This window comes from Pseudomonas sp. EA_65y_Pfl2_P78, assembly GCF_963970495.1.
GTDB lineage: Bacteria > Pseudomonadota > Gammaproteobacteria > Pseudomonadales > Pseudomonadaceae > Aquipseudomonas > Aquipseudomonas baetica_A.
On sequence record NZ_CAXAON010000053.1, the window covers coordinates 1 to 15,703 of the forward strand.

General features: G+C 59.3%; 17 protein-coding genes and 2 pseudogenes. 7 read left to right on the top strand and 12 right to left on the bottom strand.

Annotated elements, in window-relative coordinates; all coding sequences use genetic code 11:
• Nucleotides 1-129: 129 nt before the first annotated feature.
• The 3 genes from AACY02_RS24960 to AACY02_RS24970 form a co-directional block, all read right to left on the bottom strand.
• Nucleotides 130-951 (bottom strand): TIGR03915 family putative DNA repair protein, encoded by an 822-nt coding sequence (locus AACY02_RS24960; RefSeq protein ID WP_339434214.1) that lies wholly within the window; start codon nt 949-951, stop codon nt 130-132.
• Nucleotides 948-2,168 carry a putative DNA modification/repair radical SAM protein gene (locus tag AACY02_RS24965; protein WP_339434215.1) on the bottom strand — a complete coding sequence of 407 codons (1,221 nt, stop codon included), beginning with the start codon at nt 2,166-2,168 and terminating at the stop codon, nt 948-950. Before AACY02_RS24965 ends, AACY02_RS24960 begins: the two co-directional genes overlap by 4 nt.
• An 83-nt stretch (nt 2,169-2,251) precedes the next feature.
• The gene (locus AACY02_RS24970) at nt 2,252-3,010 is read right to left on the bottom strand and encodes an ArsR/SmtB family transcription factor (RefSeq protein ID WP_339434216.1); all 759 of its coding nucleotides are present in this window, start codon (nt 3,008-3,010) and stop codon (nt 2,252-2,254) included.
• Nucleotides 3,011-3,088: 78 nt separating this feature from the next.
• Between AACY02_RS24970 and AACY02_RS24975 the strand changes: the two genes are divergently transcribed.
• Nucleotides 3,089-4,198: a cytochrome P450 gene (locus AACY02_RS24975; RefSeq protein ID WP_339434217.1), complete on the top strand. Its 1,110-nt coding sequence runs from the start codon at nt 3,089-3,091 to the stop codon at nt 4,196-4,198.
• A 45-nt stretch (nt 4,199-4,243) separates the two neighbouring features.
• Here the strand turns inward: AACY02_RS24975 and AACY02_RS24980 are convergent.
• From AACY02_RS24980 to AACY02_RS24990, 3 genes and pseudogenes are all read right to left on the bottom strand, one after another.
• A pseudogene (locus tag AACY02_RS24980) lies at nt 4,244-4,363 on the bottom strand (cation transporter); the annotation flags it as partial.
• A gap of 30 nt (nt 4,364-4,393) precedes the next feature.
• Entirely contained in the window at nt 4,394-5,662 is a 1,269-nt protein-coding gene (locus AACY02_RS24985; protein ID WP_445262005.1) for an Nramp family divalent metal transporter, read from the bottom strand.
• A gap of 113 nt (nt 5,663-5,775) precedes the next feature.
• Complete coding sequence (locus AACY02_RS24990; protein WP_339434219.1) at nt 5,776-6,315, bottom strand: chalcone isomerase family protein; 540 nt, start codon at nt 6,313-6,315, stop codon at nt 5,776-5,778.
• Between the two features lie 145 nt (nt 6,316-6,460).
• Here AACY02_RS24990 and AACY02_RS24995 point away from each other — a divergent pair, with 145 nt between their 5' ends.
• Nucleotides 6,461-7,234, top strand: coding sequence for a hypothetical protein (locus AACY02_RS24995; protein ID WP_339434220.1), 774 nt, complete (start codon nt 6,461-6,463; stop codon nt 7,232-7,234).
• Nucleotides 7,235-7,318: 84 nt separating this feature from the next.
• A complete protein-coding gene (locus AACY02_RS25000) occupies nt 7,319-7,882 on the top strand; it encodes a hypothetical protein (RefSeq protein ID WP_221733624.1) in 564 nt (187 codons plus the stop codon).
• On the opposite strand, the gene AACY02_RS25005 is transcribed toward AACY02_RS25000, so the two are convergent.
• The 4 genes from AACY02_RS25005 to AACY02_RS25020 form a co-directional block, all read right to left on the bottom strand.
• On the bottom strand, nt 7,872-8,588 hold the full coding sequence (locus tag AACY02_RS25005; RefSeq protein WP_339434221.1) for an alpha/beta hydrolase: 717 nt from the start codon (nt 8,586-8,588) through the stop codon (nt 7,872-7,874). The genes AACY02_RS25000 and AACY02_RS25005 overlap by 11 nt on opposite strands.
• A gap of 182 nt (nt 8,589-8,770) precedes the next feature.
• A complete protein-coding gene (locus AACY02_RS25010) occupies nt 8,771-9,883 on the bottom strand; it encodes a succinylglutamate desuccinylase/aspartoacylase family protein (RefSeq protein ID WP_339434222.1) in 1,113 nt (370 codons plus the stop codon).
• Between the two features lie 130 nt (nt 9,884-10,013).
• Nucleotides 10,014-10,793 (bottom strand): ABC transporter substrate-binding protein, encoded by a 780-nt coding sequence (locus AACY02_RS25015; protein WP_339434223.1) that lies wholly within the window; start codon nt 10,791-10,793, stop codon nt 10,014-10,016.
• A 244-nt stretch (nt 10,794-11,037) separates the two neighbouring features.
• Nucleotides 11,038-11,466 carry a rhodanese-like domain-containing protein gene (locus AACY02_RS25020; protein ID WP_339434224.1) on the bottom strand — a complete coding sequence of 143 codons (429 nt, stop codon included), beginning with the start codon at nt 11,464-11,466 and terminating at the stop codon, nt 11,038-11,040.
• Between the two features lie 102 nt (nt 11,467-11,568).
• Between AACY02_RS25020 and ftrA the strand changes: the two genes are divergently transcribed.
• Nucleotides 11,569-12,543 carry a transcriptional regulator FtrA gene (ftrA, locus tag AACY02_RS25025; RefSeq protein WP_339434225.1) on the top strand — a complete coding sequence of 325 codons (975 nt, stop codon included), beginning with the start codon at nt 11,569-11,571 and terminating at the stop codon, nt 12,541-12,543.
• A gap of 561 nt (nt 12,544-13,104) precedes the next feature.
• Here the strand turns inward: ftrA and AACY02_RS25030 are convergent.
• Nucleotides 13,105-13,464 carry a DUF6124 family protein gene (locus AACY02_RS25030; protein ID WP_339434226.1) on the bottom strand — a complete coding sequence of 120 codons (360 nt, stop codon included), beginning with the start codon at nt 13,462-13,464 and terminating at the stop codon, nt 13,105-13,107.
• A 442-nt stretch (nt 13,465-13,906) separates the two neighbouring features.
• On the opposite strand from AACY02_RS25030, the pseudogene AACY02_RS25035 reads away from it, so the two are divergent.
• The 3 genes and pseudogenes from AACY02_RS25035 to AACY02_RS25045 form a co-directional block, all read left to right on the top strand.
• Nucleotides 13,907-14,080, top strand: a pseudogene (locus tag AACY02_RS25035) (IS256 family transposase); the annotation flags it as partial.
• A 255-nt stretch (nt 14,081-14,335) separates the two neighbouring features.
• The gene (locus tag AACY02_RS25040) at nt 14,336-14,575 is read left to right on the top strand and encodes a hypothetical protein (RefSeq protein WP_339434227.1); all 240 of its coding nucleotides are present in this window, start codon (nt 14,336-14,338) and stop codon (nt 14,573-14,575) included.
• A gap of 191 nt (nt 14,576-14,766) precedes the next feature.
• The gene (locus tag AACY02_RS25045) at nt 14,767-15,234 is read left to right on the top strand and encodes a hypothetical protein (protein WP_339434228.1); all 468 of its coding nucleotides are present in this window, start codon (nt 14,767-14,769) and stop codon (nt 15,232-15,234) included.
• 93 nt (nt 15,235-15,327) lie between these two features.
• Here AACY02_RS25045 and AACY02_RS25050 read toward each other — a convergent pair.
• The coding region (locus AACY02_RS25050) for an AAA family ATPase (protein WP_339434229.1) at nt 15,328-15,703 on the bottom strand (376 nt) is incomplete at its 5' end.

Genomic DNA, 15,703 nt, shown 5'->3' on the forward strand with positions numbered 1-15,703 from the left:
GGTGCGGGAAGCGGTCTTGATCTACAACCAAGAGCGCCCGCACCTGTCCTTAAAATACAAAACGCCCGATGCAGTGCATCGGGCGTTAGGGTGAGATAGGTGTAAACCTATTTCAGGACTAGACATCGTTTATTTATGCGCAATACGTTTACCCGACCGACCGGCAATCCCGCTCGCTTGCCCATCCTGTTGTTTGCCCATGCGCGCCTGAGTAATCAGCCCGGGAATCAACTCCCCCTCTGGCAGGTTTTTCCAGAAGCGCACCGGCAAATGCCCTTGCATGACTTTTGGATTCAACCGCGCCGGGTTGAAGATGTGGCTGTAATAGGTCAACCAGAGATCGCCATGCGGATCATCGACGTTCTGCGCCAATTGCTGCCACTCCACAGGGCATCGGCGCTGGTGGATCAATTGTTCGCCGTCGTAATACACCCCGTCACGGGGTGTGGCGATCAACCAGCGGTGGCGGCCCATGCGTGCGACGAAATGCTCACTGGCACGGTGCAGGATGTCGTGGGCCGGTTCATGCCACGCCACGTATTGCGGCCCTGGCAGATCTTTCGGTCGCTCGATGAAGCGCACGAATGCATGGAGGTGATGCGCTTCGCGCTGAACTTGCTTGATCCGCCGCTGCAATTCACTGCCCAGCTTGTCGCCGGCCATCATCGCCGTGTGGTCGCCGTGACTGACGCGCCACAACACTTCATACAGCAGGCTCCAGCGCTGGTCGCCCCGATAACTGGCTGCACGCTCCAGGGTGTCGAGCAAGGTACGCGGGATGCGCGCCTGAAACGGCCCTTGGCCTTTGGGCACGGACTGGTCGCCGGCAAACAGATCGCCCACCCCTTCCGAGGCCCAGCTCACCAGGCTCGGATCGATTTCATGGCTCAGTAACCAGCGAGCCTGTTGCCGCCAAGTGTCGAACAGGTCATCGCAATCCAGATCGATCATCCCCACAACCCCATCTGTTGCGGCATCGGCCGGTCGCGCAATTGCTGATACAGCATATGACTGGTGACCTCGGCTTGCTGCGGATGGTAATCGCTGGTGATGATGAACGGCCTGGCTTTGGCCAGTACGCACCGCATGCGCGCCACGTCCTCGTAGCGAATCCGCCGCTGTCGGCGCAGCTCCACCAGGCGTTCGGTGGTGCGCAGGCCAATACCGGGAATACGGGCGATCAGGGCCGGTTCAGCACGATTGAGGTCCAGCGGAAACACCTCGCGATTCTGCAACGCCCACGCCAGTTTCGGATCGATATCCAGCGCCAGATTCCCCGGCCCCTTGAGCAGCTCACCGGCGCTGTAGCCATAGCTGCGCAAGAGAAAATCGGCCTGATACAACCGATGCTCACGCATCAAAGGGGGCGCAGCCAGCGGTACGCTTTTCGGGCTGTCGGGGATCGGACTGAACGCCGAATAGTAAACCCGGCGCAGCCGGAAGTTGCCGTACAACGCCTGCGCACTGTGGAGAATGGTGCTGTCGTCGGTGTCGTCAGCGCCGACGATCATCTGGGTGCTTTGCCCGGCCGGCGCGAATTTAGGCGCGCGTGGTTCGTTGCGCACGGTCTGTTCGCCGGTGTAGATGGTCCGCATCGCCTGTTTGATCGAGACAATCTGTTTCTCTGGCGCCAGGGTTTGCAGGCTGGCATCGGTGGGCAACTCGATGTTGACGCTCAAGCGATCGGCGTAACGCCCGGCCTCCTCGATCAGTGCCGGGTCAGCTTCGGGAATGGTCTTGAGGTGGATATAACCGCGAAACTCGTGCTCTTCGCGCAGAAGCTTCGCAACCCGCACCAGTTGCTCCATGGTGTAGTCCGCGGAGCGGATGATCCCGGAGCTGAGAAACAGCCCGCTGACACAGTTGCGCCGATAGAAATCCAGGGTCAACGCCACGACTTCTTCCGGCGTGAAACGGGCACGCGGCACGTCGCTGGAACGGCGGTTGACGCAGTATTGGCAGTCGTAAAGACAGAAATTGGTCAGCAGAATCTTCAGTAGCGACACGCAGCGCCCGTCCGGCGTGTAGCTGTGGCAAATGCCCATGCCATCGGTCGAGCCTACTCCGCTCTTGCCCTCGGAACTGCGCTTGGGCGCACCGCTGCTCGCGCAGGATGCGTCGTACTTGGCGGCGTCGGCGAGGATGCTGAGCTTGTCGATGATTTGCATGGCGAAGGCTCTTTGCTGGTTGCATATACAGTATCGAGTCTATTGGATTGGCACAAGGTGCAAAGCAGATCAAACGCTCGCCGCTACAGGGGAACGCCATGATCGGCAGGCGTTGCCACGGACGGCGATGTTTTAAGCCTTGCTTGCGCCGCCAATTGGATACCGAACCGCGAGCTGAGCGCTCTGTGCCCCGCCGCTGTCAGCGCCAATGCCCGACTGTCCAGATCCTGCGTCACCCATTTGCGCTCCAACGCGGTTTGCAGCAGTGCAGCGCCCAGCGCCCCCCCTAGGTGTGGCCGGCGCATGCTCCAGTCCAGGCACGGGCAGGCAAACTTGCGGCGCAGTGCATTCAAGTCCTGCACTTCAATACCCAACCCTGCAAATAACGCCGCGCCACTGTCACTCAAGCGATACGCCTGCTCGTCGGTTTCCACCAGCCACCCGGCATCGATCAAACGGTCATGCAGCAACACTGCCAACGTCCCGGCCATGTGTTCGTAACAGGTGCGGGCAAATTGCAGGCGATCCGGCGTGTGCGGCTTGAAGGTCGGCGCGGCGCTCTGGCCGATCACCATCAGGGCTTCCAGCGCCTGGGCGACGCGTTTGTCGGCGAGGCTGTAATAACGATGGCGGCCCTGCACATGCAGACGCACCAACGCCAGATCCTTCAGTTTGCTCAGGTGCGCGCTGGCGGTGGACGCACTGACTTCGCCGATAGCCGCCAGCTCCGTGCTGGTGCGGGCGTGACCGTCCATCAGCGCGCAGAGGATTTTCGTCCGGGTCGGTTCCGCGATGGCGGCGGCCACTTGCGAGACGCCGATGTCTTGATGTTCTGCGTGCATATTTCGCTCCCCGACGAATCATCGCCGTTACAGACTGGAGATAGTAGCAACACTTTCCTCTCCGACAAGGCTACGAACATGGACCCGATCGTCGCGGCGACGCATGCCGACCCCTACCCGTATTACGAAACACTGCGCGCCGAGGGTGGGCTGATGTTTCACCCCGAACTGAAATTGTGGGTCGCCAGCACGGCCCGTGCGGTTTGTGCGGTTCTGGCTCATCCCGACTGCCGGGTGCGTCCGGTGCAGGAGCCGGTGCCCAAAGCGATCGCCGAGGGCATGGCCGGTAAAGTCTTCGGTCAGTTGATGCGAATGAACGAAGACGAAACCCAGCGCTGTCCACGTTCGGCCATCGAGCCGGCATTGACGCTGGTCGACAGCGATGAAGTTCAGGCGTTGGTGAGCGCACGCCTGATCTGCGCGAACGCCGATGGCGTGCATAAAGCCATGTTCAGGGGGCCGGTCTGTGTGGTCGCGGTGTTGCTCGGGTTCGCCCCCGCACAGGCTCGGGCAATCAGTGAGTTGACCGGGGATTTTGTCGCGTGCCTGTCACCGTTGAGCAATGACGTGCAACTGGCGGCCGCCCACGCAGCGGCGCAGCAGTTGCACGGATATTTCACCGAGTTGCTCGCCGGCCCGCGGGAGCAAACGACTTTGCTGGCCGGCATCACGCAGCGATTCGAGGGGAGCGAGCAAACCCTGATCGCCAACCTGATCGGTCTCTGCTCACAGACGTTTGAAGCGTGCGCAGGATTGATCGGCAATGCGCTGGTGGCTTTGCGGCGAGCGCCAGCGCTACGCACAGCCTCCATTGAGGCGCTACTGGCTGAAGTGCAGCGCTTCGACCCTGCGGTGCAGAACACCCGGCGATTTGTCGCAACCTCCTGCGACATCGACGGGGTTCGCCTTGAGGCGGGCCAGGTGATTGTGCTGCTACTGGCCTCGGCCAACCGTGATCCTGCACTCAATGAAAACCCCGACCGGTTTGCACTGGATCGCCCCAACCGCCGCAGTTTCAGTTTTGGCAGCGGTCGCCATCAGTGTCCGGGGCAAGCGCTGGCGATGACGATTGCCAGCGCAACGGTCAAGGCAATCGTCGATCTCGGCATCGATCTTGATCGCCTGAGCTGGCACTACCGCCCTTCTCTTAACGGGCGCATTCCACTGTTCAGCGAGGTACAGCGTTAGGCGCGGTGCAATTCGATGGTCAGGTGCGATAGCTCATGCACCGGGCTCATCGGTGGCGTCGAGCAATACGGCAGCGCTGTCACGCATCAGGTTGTAGGCCCATTTGGCGATGACAATGGCGCCGACAATACCCAGGGCCGGGTCCAGCCACACCCAGCCGACGAAGGTGTGCGAATAGATTAGTCAGTCAGTCGCTCAGACCGCCAATTGCAAAATCAACCAGCTATTGGCCCCGCTGATCACCACAAACAAGCCCCACGCCAGCACGCGAGTCGGCCAGCGGTTCACGAATGGCCCCATCAGTTGCTTGTCGTTGGTCATGCGAATCAGCGGATACAAGGCAAACGGCAGTTGCAGGCTCAACACCACCTGGCTGAGCACCAGCAATTTGCCCACTGCGCCGTCACCCATGAGCCAAACACCGATGAATGCCGGAATCAACGCCAGCCCTCGGGTAATCAGCCGCCGTTGCCAGCAGGGAATCCGCAGATTCAGGTAACCCTCCATGATCACCTGGCCGGCGATGGTGCCGGTAAAGGTCGAGCTCTGCCCGGACGCGAGCAACGCCACACCGAACAGCACGCTGGCTAGCGCGCCGCCCACCAGTGGGTCCAGCAGGTGATAGGCATCCTGAATCTCTACCACGTCGGTATGACCGGACTGGTGAAAAGCGGCCGCCGCGAGGATCAGAATTGCCGCGTTGACCAGTAACGCCAGCGCCAGCGAACCGATGGTGTCGATGCGCGCGAGTTTCACCGCGTCCTGTTTGCTCGCCAGATCCTTACCGATCATCCGCGTCTGCACGATGGAGGTGTGCAAATAAAGGTTATGGGGCATGACGGTGGCGCCCAGAATGCCGATCGCCAGGTACAACGGCGCGGCATCGCTGATGGCGGCCAGTGACGGTTTGAAGCCCTGAGCCACGTCCGGCCAGTACGGCTTGATCAGCAACAATTCAACGAAAAAGCACACGCCAATGGTGGCGACCAATACCAGCATGATCGCTTCGAGGCGGCGGAACCCGCGATTCTGCAGGGCCAACACCAGCAACGTATCGAAGGCTGTCAGCGCGATACCGAACGTCAGCGAACAACCAAGCAACAAGTGAAACGCCAGCGCGCAACCAAGGACTTCGGCAAGGTCGGTGGCAATAATCGAGATCTCCGCCAACACCCATTGCAGCCGCGCCGTCGGGGTGCTGTAGCGCTCGCGGGACAATTGCGCCAGATCGCGGCCGGTGGCGATGCCCAGGCGCGAACACAGGCATTGCACGACCATGCCTGCCAGACTCGCCAGCAGCACGACAAACAGCAGGCTGTAACCAAACCGCGAACCCGCCTCGATCGCCGTCGCCCAGTTGCCCGGATCCATATAGCCGATCGACACCAGCAAGCCAGGGCCGGCGAAGCGCAGCACGCGCTTGAAAAACGAAGCATTGGGATCTACCGCAACGCTGCCAGCCACTTCCGGCGGGCAAAACGGCGCGGTGGCGATTTTGGGCAAGCTGAATTTCACGCACACATCCAGAAACAAGTCGAAAGACGCAGCTTAGACGTTTCGCCCCCTGAGATGAAAGCTCAAGATCCGGCCACACCCAGTAGTTGCTGACGCAATTCGGGACTGCGTGTACGTGGACTCAACCAGATATCAAAAAATGCGCGGGCGAACTGTGGGTCGTCGATTTCGTGCTGCAACTGTTGGCCAACAAAAAACCGCGCCCCCTGCCCCGGCAAATAAACCCCGGTGATGCGGGTGCCTGCACGGACGTCGACGAACGCCTGCTGCATTTGCGTCTGCCAGACGGCCAGTTGCGCCGGGCTGATCGAAGAACCCGCCAGACGTTTGATTTCATCCACACTGGCCTCGACCAGATCGTCGCGAGAAATCCTGCGCAGGTAGATCAACTCCAGCGCAAAGGGCTGCCCCTCCACCAGCGGTTGGGCGGCGCTCCACAGCCGCGCGTTATAAACGTCGAAACCGAACACACTGAAATCGCCGGTGCCGATGATTCTGGCGCCGGGCACTTCGTCCTGCCAGTTGGCCCAGGCAGGCGCCACCAGCAAGGCCCACAAGCCGATGGCGCAGCACCCACGCCAGACATTCTGTGTTCTGCTCATCACGTCATCGACTCCGGTAAACCCTGATAGACAAAGCATAGCCTGTATGCCTTCGGAATTTTGTATACAACAAAGCCTCACATATGCGGCAATCCGTTGACAGCGATGCTACCGTGACCGCCTCTCACCCGACGGAGACACCTGCGTGCTGATCCTCAAGTTGCTGTTGATTCCCGGTTTTCTGCTGCTGATATCTTTGGCGGGTAAACACTGGGGGCCAAGCGTGGCCGGGTGGCTGTCTGGGTTGCCGGTGGTCGTTGGGCCGATCCTGTTTTTCCTCGCCATCGAACAGGGCCCAGCGTTTGCCGCGCAATCAGCGGTGGCCGCGTTGTCAGCGATGTTCGCGATGATTGCGTTCTGCATCACCTACGCGCAGGTCGCGCAACGGGCCAACTGGCCTTGGGCGTTGAGCATTTCCCTGGCGGTCTGGGCTTTGCTGGCACTGGTACTGTCACGGATTCCCGCGTCTCTGCCGTTTTCGGTGCTGGCGGCGGCGGTTGCCCTACTGGCGGCGCCCTATCTGTTTCCCAACGTGCAGCCGCCGCTCAGCAGTCCGGTTCCGAAGTCGGACAGATTGATCTGGCGGATGATCGCCGGCGCTGCGCTGACGCTGGTGGTGACCATGCTCGCAAGCACCGTCGGCGAACGCTGGAGCGGCCTGCTTGCGGTGTTCCCGGTGCTTGGCAGTGTGATGGCGGTGTTTTCCCAGCAAACCCGCGGCCCTGAATTTACCGCCGCACTGCTACGGGCGACCGCGACGGGAATGTATTCGTTCTCGGCGTTTTGTCTGGTCTCGGCACTGACATTGCCGACCCTGGGCCTTGGTGGATTTGCCTTGGGAGTGGCGGTGTCGGTGGCGATGCTGGGCGTCACCAGGCGGCTATTGGCCCGCCCCGCCCCCAGGCAACAGACGCAATAACCCGTCAGACGAATCGCGCTGGAATGCCCGGCATGCTCCGTGGGATGATCGCCCGCCTCGCGCGACCATTCACCGGAGATTCCCATGTCATTGCTGAGCAAAAAAGCCGTCGTCCTGTTAGTCGCGGCTGTCGCCGGTCTAGGCGCCATCAACGCTCAAGCGGCCAAGCCCAAGGAAAAAGCCGCCACCGAGAAGGTCTCGATGCTGGGTGGCAAGTTCACCTTCGTGCTGCCCAAAGGCTTCGTTGCCGACCCGCTACCCGCTAGCCCGACCGGCGCCAAGGGCACCATGTACACCAACCAGGCGACTAAAACCGTGGTCATCGCCGCCGAAAACCAGATTCCCGAAGGCAACAACGTCAAGGACAACGACAGCGAGTTCCTCGACGGTAGCGTCTCTGACTTCATCGACGCCCAGCGCAAAGCCTTGCCTGACTTCAACAAACTCAGCGAAAAAAGCCTGACCCGCAAAGGCACTGGTCTGGGCCTGCGTCAGGTCGACAGCACCGCCACCCAGGGCGGCGGCCAGACGCTCAACACCACGTTGATGGCCGGTTCCGGTACGAAGATGGCACTGGTCCAGGTGATCTCGCGGGTCAGCGACAAGCAAGGTCACGATGCGCTGGTGAAAACCATCCTCAAGGATTGAGTTGCTGCAACCAGCCATTCAGATCCCGCAACTCGGCCGCGCTGATGCTGTGGCCGACCCCGGGATAAGCGTGAAACTGCGGTGTGTATTTGAGCTTCTGCAGCCGCTCGTTGGCGGCAGTGCCGTCGCGATACGGCACGCGATCATCGGCGGTGCCATGGCCGATGAAGATGCTCAGCGGCAGCGGTTGTTGTTCAGGCCTGAGCTCGGCTTTCAACACCGGCAATAAACGCCCGCTCAACGCCGCGATGCCGCCCACGGCCACGGGTGGGCGCAGCCCCACCTCGTAGGTCATCATGGCGCCCTGACTGAAACCGATCAGGTACACCTTGTCCGGCGTGGTGTGATATTTCTTCGCCGCTTGCGCGACAAAGTCCCTCAGCTTCTGACCGCTGACCTTCAGATCATCAGTCTCGCCGTTGTAGGCGCCTTCGCCTTTTTTGCGAAACCACTGGAATCGCCCTTCACCCAACGCCAACGGAGCCTGCACGGAGAGGTAGTTGTACTGCGCCGGCAGCTGGAATTTCATGCCGATCAGATCGGCCTCGTTACTGCCGTAGCCGTGCAGGAAAATCACCAGCGGACGCGGATCGGCGTCTGGGTGAACCTGTTCGATGTACTTGAGCGGCAGATCGCTTTGCAGGGTGGTTTGAGCTTGAACAGCGCTGGACGCCAGCAGGGTCAACAGAGCAAACACCTTCAACATACGTTTTCCTCCACTGGGTGCAGGGTTTGGGGTGAGCCTAACACCCTGAAACGAGGATCCAAATGACGGGGATTGCTGATGCCGCCTTCGCTGGCAAGCCACACACAATAATCTGTGCCGTTCACAAAACCCGTGGGAGCGGGCTTGCCCGCGAAGGAGCCTCTGAACACAGCAAAAATCTGTCAGTCGTTCGTCAGTTTGCCCGTGCGAAACGGCACCCGCCCCGCCACTTTCGCCTGCCAGATACCCGGCTCGGTATAGCGCCCACGATCAATCGCAAACAACACCCCGCTGGTGCCGGCGTGGATCGTGGTCACGCGATCCTGAAGGGGATCAACCACCTCAAACAACGCATCGCCCTTCTCTACCCACTCGCCCGCATTGCGCAGGAAACTCACCACACCATGGTGCGGCGCGAACAAATATTCGGTGCCTTCGAACGGCATCCCCTCACAGCACTCTTTCGGCGCTGCCGGCCATTCGCCGCTGATGAACCCTTGCTCGGCGAGAAACCCGAGAATCGCCTCGCAATTGGCCTGAGCCTGATCGACACGCGTATCGCCCATGCTGCCCAGCTCCAGCGTTGTCGCGAGGTTGGCCGGTGGAATCGCCGCGTCGGGGAACGCCCGCGCCAGGCGCAGCCACGGCGTCGAGCAGGACTCATCGAACGAGCTGCCGCCAGAGTCCTCACACAGCAACGCCACGCCAGCCTTCAACCGCGCCGCCAGCGATTGCCACTGCGGCCAGTGTTGCGGCAGCGCGTAGAGGTGAATCGAGGCTTCAAAATCGCAATGCAGGTCGAGGGTGATGTCGGCATCACAGGCATGGCGCAACAACAAACGGTGCAGCGCTTCCAGTGGCGAGGCCGGTGCCGGCAGGTCATCGAAAACCTGGCCCATGGCTTGGCGAATCAGCGCGATGTTGGCGTCAGCATCGGCGCCCAATTGATCACCGATCAACGCCGCCACCGGGGCGCTGAGTTCAACGAAGGCACGGTTGAAATTCTTGCCGCTGCCCAGTTCGAAACGGCCCATGTGCGCGCCTTGCAGGTGTTGATCCAGGCCGATCGGGTTGGCCACCGGCACCAGCTCAACCACACCTTGCAAACGGCCTTGGGCTTCGAGTTCATTCAGACGTTGTTTGAGCTCCCACGCGGTGCGCATGCCTGGCAGTTCATCGGCGTGCAGGCTGGCCTGAATGTAAACCTTGCGGGTGCCGGCGCCGTAACGAAACACGCTGAGGGAACGTTCGCTGCCCAGGTGGCTCCAGGGCAGAACATGGTCGATGCGTTGCATGGGTAACTCCTGAATAACGGATCACTGAGATCCCCTGTGGGAGCAAGCCCGCTCCCACAACGTTCTCGTGTTGATCAGAGCGTAAAAAAAGTGGCCACCGCGTTAACGGGGCCACTTTTTCTACGGCGTATTAATGGCCGTACACGTCAAAGTCGAAGTACTTGTCCTGCACTTGCTTGTACTTGCCGTTGGCGCGGATTTCGGTGATGGCCTTGTTGAATTGCTCAGCCAGCGCGGTATCGCCCTTGCGCACTGCAATACCGGCGCCGCCGCCGAAGTATTTGGCGTCTTCATAGGTCGGGCCGACGAATTCAAAGCCTTTGCCGGCGTCGGTTTTCAGGAAACCGTCGCTCAGGTTGACCGAGTCGGCCAGCATCGCGTCGAGGCGACCGGAGACCATATCGAGGTTGGCTTCCTGCTGCGAGCCGTAGCGCACCAGATCAATCCCGGCCGGGACCAGCACTTCGGTGGCGTAGCGGTCGTGGGTACTGGCACGCAGTACGCCGACTTTTTTGCCTTTGAGTTCGGTCAGCGGGTCTTCGACACCCGAACCTTCCTTCATCACGAAACGTGCAGGCGTGTGGTAGTACTTGATGGTGAAATCGACGTTTTTCTTGCGATCGTCAGTGATGGTCATCGAGGACAGGATCGCGTCGATTTTTTTCACTTTCAGCGCCGGGATCAGGCCGTCGAATTCCTGCTCGACCCAGGTACATTTGACTTTCATCTGCTCACACAGCGCATCGCCGATATCCACGTCGAAGCCGGCGAGTTTGCCGTCAGGGGTTTTCATCGAGAATGGCGGGTAACCGGCTTCGATACCGATGCGGATCGGTTTGGCGTCTTCGGCCACAGCGGTCAGGGACAACATCGACAGTGCCAGGGCACCAAACATCACTAGCTTCTTCATTTATAACTCCTGTGTGCGGAGGCTTTTATTGGCAGCTTCGATTCAACGTTCGGTCATGGCCAGTTAACGGCAAAAAACCGAAGTGGCCGGCAGTCTATGGCGGCGCGCACAGGGCAAATTGTTTTTAAGCGACAAATACTTACAGAAGATCGGCGCACCGGCTGACCGGGGTCAACAGGTGCGCCGTCGTGGTGCAAAGGCTGTAGGACAAGCGCTGCTTTCGTTCAATAAACCTTGAAAAGCGTCAGCATTCGCAACCGAGTGATACTGCGGCAACAGACGAATCACTGAGCGAAAAACCCTCATCCAGCCACCCGGTCACGCCGCCGATCATTTCCTTGACCGGGTAACCCAGCGCCGCCAGTTTCACCGCTGCCTTGTTGGCGCCGTTGCAATGTGGGCCCGCGCAATAGACCACGAACAGCGTGTTTTTCGAGTAACTCGCCAAACCTTCAGCCGTCAGCAAACGCCCCGGCATATTGATCGCGCCCGGCACATGGCCACGCTCGAAAGCCAGCGGTCCACGCACATCGACCAACACAAAGTCGACCTCACCGGCCTCTTGGCTGCTGAATACGTCGGAACAATCGGTTTCGAAGGTCAGACGGTTGCTGAAATGCATCAGGGCAATCGCCGAGGGAGCGGCAGGAATTTCGCGAACAAGGCTGGGCATAGGGTATTGCTCCTTCATCTGATCGGGTATGAACAGACTTTATCGAGCCGCAGCCTGCCGCTACAGTGGCGGACAAGACACTCATCGGGAATTTTCCGCCAAATGCCAACATCACCAGGTCTGGTCGCGATTCTGGCCTACGACGGCCTCTGCACTTTCGAGTTCGGCATCGCCGTGGAGATCTTCGGTCTGGCCCGGCCGGAGTTCGATTTTCCTTGGTACGAGCATGCGATTGCTGCGGTCGATCAAGGGCCGATGCGCGCCATGGGCGGGATTCAGGTGTTGGCCGACGGCGGTCTGGAACTGCTGGCCGAGGCCCGCACCATCATCATTCCCGGCTGGCGCGACCGGAATGCGGCGGTGCCTCCAGCCTTGATCGATGCGTTACGGCAAGCCCATGAGCGTGGCGCTCGCTTGTTGTCGATTTGTTCCGGGGTATTTGTCCTGGCAGCCACCGGCCTGCTCGACGGCCACGGCGCCACCACCCATTGGCGCTACACCACGGAATTGGCGCAACGCTATCCGGCGATTGCGGTTGATCCGGATGTGCTCTACGTCGACGCCGGCCAGTTGATTACCTCGGCAGGCAGCGCAGCCGGCATCGACGCCTGCCTGCACCTGGTGGCGCGGGACTGCGGCACTCAAGTCGCCAACTCAGTGGCGCGACGCCTGGTGATGTCGCCGCAGCGTACCGGCGGGCAGGCGCAGTTCATTCCAACCCCGGTGAGCGCGACGCCGCGCAATGACCTGTCGCGGGTGATGCAGTGGGCGCGCGAGCGCTTGCATGAACCGCTGGAGGTGCGCGATCTGGCCAGTGAAGCGGCGATGAGTGAGCGCACGTTTTTGCGGCGCTTCAGCGAGGCCAGCGGTCAGACGCCCAAAGCGTGGTTGCAGCATGAACGCCTGGCCCGGGCGCGAGAGTTGCTGGAAAGCACCGATCAGCACACCGAACAGATTGCCGAACGCTGTGGTTATCGGTCGGTGGAGAGTTTCCGGGTGGCGTTTCGTGGCGTGGTCGGGGTGCCGCCGTCGGTGTATCGGGAGCGGTTTGGGCGTGAGGTGAAGGTCAGTTCTTGAGTGAATTTTGAAGGCCGCATCGCGAGCAGGCCCGGTAAAAAACAGCATCATTTTGGCATCAGCCATGAGGCTACAGCGCCTGCGCCTTTGCCTACAACTACGCCAGAATCCGCCGGCTTGTGCGGCTTGGGGTCGCCAGTAACTTGGTTCGCGTCACTGAAGGGTCAGTGATCGGGTTTAGTCGCTCGGTGTTATCTCAAGTTCGCAAGCTGTTATTCAGTCGGGTATTTCCATGCCTGCACTCAATGGCGGCTGTACGCAGGGCGCTTTCGAGCGCGCCGGTAAAGCTTGGGATGCCGGTCGACTAACCTGCGTATAGCTGCCACCTAATGTTTAGTCGCAGAACGGTGTCAGCCTCATTGAGGTTTCCCGGCACATGTTCAAATAAGGCGCCTCAATAACCACACGAAAACGGCGCAGGACAGCACCCGACCCGCGCCCACAGCTTTCAGCGTCGTACACAACATCTGCAATCAGCATAAAACCCCGTGGGAGCGGGCTTGCCCGCGAAGGCGCCAGAATGGACACCCAATCAATCAGCAGGTGATCCCGGCACCCGCATCACCCCGGCACTTGCAAATTATCCAACGCCCGATTCACCGCCAACTCCCCGAGCATGATCAACGGCGCAATCCCCAACAACGCCCGACGCTGCGATGCCGGCAACAGACTGGCGACGTTCTGGGCGATGGTTTGGGCCGAAGCGAGTGTTTCACTGGCATCGATCAGCAGTTCTTCATTTTTGTTGTCCGCCGTCACGGCGTACATCCCACGGTTTTTACGTAGCGGCGGCGTGGAGCCGGGCGGACAGAGGTAATGGTCGAGCGCACGGTCGGCGGCTTCGTGGAGTTTTTTTGAGTCGAGGGATTCGTAGGGGGAAACCGAGTCGGTTTCGGGCGGGTTGGGTGTTGGTTTGATCATGGTGAAGCTCCTTGATTATTGGAGCCGCCACATTTCGCTGCGAAACGAAGGGAGGTGGCAGCTGTACGCAGGTTCGCAGACCGGGAATCAAGGCACCCGGCATACCCGAAGGTATCCCGCGCACAGCCGCCATAAAGCACCATTGCCGAAAATGGCAACGAGATTGGGAGCGCTGTGCGCCTTGATTGATCCGGGCTGCGAAACCCGATCGCTGATTCGTCAGCGACCGCACCACAATAGAACCCGCCCCCAAGGCGCACAAGCCGGCGGATTCTGGCGTAGCTGTAGGCAATTACGCAAGGATGTGTAGCCTGAGAGAGTGTCTGGAGATGTCTTTTTAAACGTTGGTGTTTATCGGAATCCTCATTGCGTCTCGGATCCCACGAAAGAGAGACTGTCAGAAATTTTGTGTTCGGGCGTAACATGTTGAAAAGGAGCATGTATGCCGACCAAAAAGAAACCGGCCTCGGAGGCCAAACCCCAGTTTCCTTCGATCCCGAAAGAGCTGATTGATCAGTTCGTTAAAGGCCCAATGAGCGCCGAGGCGATTCAGGATGCGTCGATGGCGTTCAAAAAGGCGCTTATCGAGCGAGCCCTTGGCGCGGAGCTGGGTCACCCCCCCGAACATTGAGCCGAGAACTCGTGCCGATTTGCTTTCAAAGGGGAATGATTTACTCCGGAAAATAAAACGGTCCCCCACTTTTCAAAACAGTCGGTTGGGAACATCTGCTTTCGGCCAAATGCAGACGTTCGTTTAGGTCTGCTTTCGGCCAGAAGCAGCCTTTGTGTCCGACGCGCAATTACCGGCCGAGAGTGGCCATTCGATCTACTTTCCGGACACCATAAAGACGGGCAGAAACGAGCTATGAGTATGAAACATGAACTTTGGCTGGAACCCGATGGTTGCCAGACTTTCTGCCTGGCAGGTATTCACGGTGATGACGCGCGCAATCTACTTTCAGCAAACTCCCAACTGATCTGGACAGTCGAAGCTGACAGTCACTTCGAGGCGATGACCAAATACTATTCCTTCATGGAATGGGGTGAATACCAGACAGACTTCCCCGAGCATGACCAAATGTCCTACGCAGAGCTAGGATGGGATGAGTAACGGGGGCCAAGCTATAGGACAAGCAGCCGCGTTTTGAGCTCTAGACCCAACGTCCGCATTGGGTCGATTGAAGCCCTTCGTGACAGGCAGCAATCGGCCAATAGCGTACGGTTCCCGATAAACATCATTGAAAGCATTTTGCTACTATCGGGCGCTCTTACCCATTAGCGACGTAAATCTTAGGTTCTTCCATGTTCGACAGAAGCGACTTTGATCAACTCTCCAGTGAGCAACTGACTTTTTGGACAGCGCACAATGATTGTCCCGGTCTCTATTACGTCACCTATCCAGCAATCGCCTTTCGATGCTCTGCCTCTCAGGAGATCATTAGGATAACCCGCGCCCCCAAACGGCAAGGCGAAAACGGATTAAACTTCTGGCTTCACGCGGAATGGATGGATTGGCGGCCTGGAGGAGAAAGTTATTTCCCAGGCTACGTTTCTGACGCTCAGTTTGAGGAAATCTCGGAAGCTGTTTTCAATCAGATGGTTGCGGATCATGCGTTTGAATTGATCGCTCCGCTCAAACAACCGCTGCATGAGTCGACCGGTTTCGTCGGAGCGTTATTGATGTACTCAATGAAGACGGAGTTCATCGTTTCGCTGTTCGCGGAGTATGAAGACGAGTACATCCATTTCTATTGGGACACGACTGCATGAACGGCAGCTATGGGTCGATTGAAGCCCTTCGTGACAGGCAGCAATCGGCCAAAAGCGGACTTTTTAGATAATTTGCTCAGGTGTCACTGCCCTTCAGAAGCGGTGAATTTTAATCTGGATTCCCTCATCTGCATCCGGAGCACGAAAGTAGCTCGTGATCAAATCGAACTCAGCGTCGCTTGCTGCAAACTCATGCTCTGCGCGGCCATTGCGCTGATGTAGCCGGCCCCGACAGGTCTCATCATCCACTTCGATGTAGTGGAAACAGTGGGGAATTTCGGCTGCGTGAGCCAGACCGCATAACCATTGCCGATCCTCTGGAGTGTTGGCCGGGAAATCCAGAATCACAGTCACGCCCGCCTTCAGCAAATCGGTGACAAGCGGGCCCACCAGTGCCCGAATCTGACGTGCAAGCCGCACGTAATCGGCCACTGAATGGATCTGGTCAGGATAAAGCCTTGAAAGCCAA

What these genes read in the sequence shown, in the direction of transcription:
- AACY02_RS25030 (WP_339434226.1), bottom strand. Translation starts at nt 13,464, where the DNA reads ATGATCAAACCAACACCCAACCCGCCCGAAACCGACTCGGTTTCCCCC.
- AACY02_RS25000 (WP_221733624.1), top strand. Translation starts at nt 7,319, where the DNA reads ATGTCATTGCTGAGCAAAAAAGCCGTCGTCCTGTTAGTCGCGGCTGTC.
- AACY02_RS24965 (WP_339434215.1), bottom strand. Translation starts at nt 2,168, where the DNA reads ATGCAAATCATCGACAAGCTCAGCATCCTCGCCGACGCCGCCAAGTAC.
- AACY02_RS25015 (WP_339434223.1), bottom strand. Translation starts at nt 10,793, where the DNA reads ATGAAGAAGCTAGTGATGTTTGGTGCCCTGGCACTGTCGATGTTGTCC.
- AACY02_RS24975 (WP_339434217.1), top strand. Translation starts at nt 3,089, where the DNA reads ATGGACCCGATCGTCGCGGCGACGCATGCCGACCCCTACCCGTATTAC.
- AACY02_RS25040 (WP_339434227.1), top strand. Translation starts at nt 14,336, where the DNA reads ATGAAACATGAACTTTGGCTGGAACCCGATGGTTGCCAGACTTTCTGC.
- AACY02_RS25005 (WP_339434221.1), bottom strand. Translation starts at nt 8,588, where the DNA reads ATGTTGAAGGTGTTTGCTCTGTTGACCCTGCTGGCGTCCAGCGCTGTT.
- AACY02_RS24960 (WP_339434214.1), bottom strand. Translation starts at nt 951, where the DNA reads ATGATCGATCTGGATTGCGATGACCTGTTCGACACTTGGCGGCAACAG.
- AACY02_RS24970 (WP_339434216.1), bottom strand. Translation starts at nt 3,010, where the DNA reads ATGCACGCAGAACATCAAGACATCGGCGTCTCGCAAGTGGCCGCCGCC.
- ftrA (WP_339434225.1), top strand. Translation starts at nt 11,569, where the DNA reads ATGCCAACATCACCAGGTCTGGTCGCGATTCTGGCCTACGACGGCCTC.
- AACY02_RS25045 (WP_339434228.1), top strand. Translation starts at nt 14,767, where the DNA reads ATGTTCGACAGAAGCGACTTTGATCAACTCTCCAGTGAGCAACTGACT.
- AACY02_RS25010 (WP_339434222.1), bottom strand. Translation starts at nt 9,883, where the DNA reads ATGCAACGCATCGACCATGTTCTGCCCTGGAGCCACCTGGGCAGCGAA.
- AACY02_RS25020 (WP_339434224.1), bottom strand. Translation starts at nt 11,466, where the DNA reads ATGCCCAGCCTTGTTCGCGAAATTCCTGCCGCTCCCTCGGCGATTGCC.
- AACY02_RS24990 (WP_339434219.1), bottom strand. Translation starts at nt 6,315, where the DNA reads ATGAGCAGAACACAGAATGTCTGGCGTGGGTGCTGCGCCATCGGCTTG.